Raw genomic sequence first — 247 nt, 5'->3', positions numbered from 1 at the left:
GATCTGGGCCATCAGGATCTTGGTCTTGTCCGTGCCGGCTTCGGCCAGCAGGCGGTCGATGGTGGCGAGCACTTGCTCGGTCTGGCCGGTGATGTCCCGCGTGGAATCGTCCGGCACCTGGCCCGCCAGGTACGCGACGCCGTTGTAAACGGCCATGTCCGACAGGCGCTTGGCGACGTGGAAGCGCTTGATGCTGCTCATGAATATTCCCCTAGTGACGAGTTGACGGGTTGGAACAATGCGAATG

1 protein-coding gene is annotated in these 247 nt (G+C 61.9%); it reads right to left on the bottom strand.

Annotated features, from left to right (window positions below):
• The coding region (locus tag SB751_RS33930; protein WP_410749486.1) for a Rid family hydrolase at positions 1 to 201 on the bottom strand (201 nt) is incomplete at its 3' end.
• Positions 202 to 247: the final 46 nt, after the last annotated feature.

Source organism: Cupriavidus sp. SIMBA_020 (assembly GCF_046535395.1).
Lineage (GTDB): Bacteria > Pseudomonadota > Gammaproteobacteria > Burkholderiales > Burkholderiaceae > Cupriavidus > Cupriavidus campinensis.
This window is presented reverse-complemented; position numbering and strand designations above follow the sequence as displayed.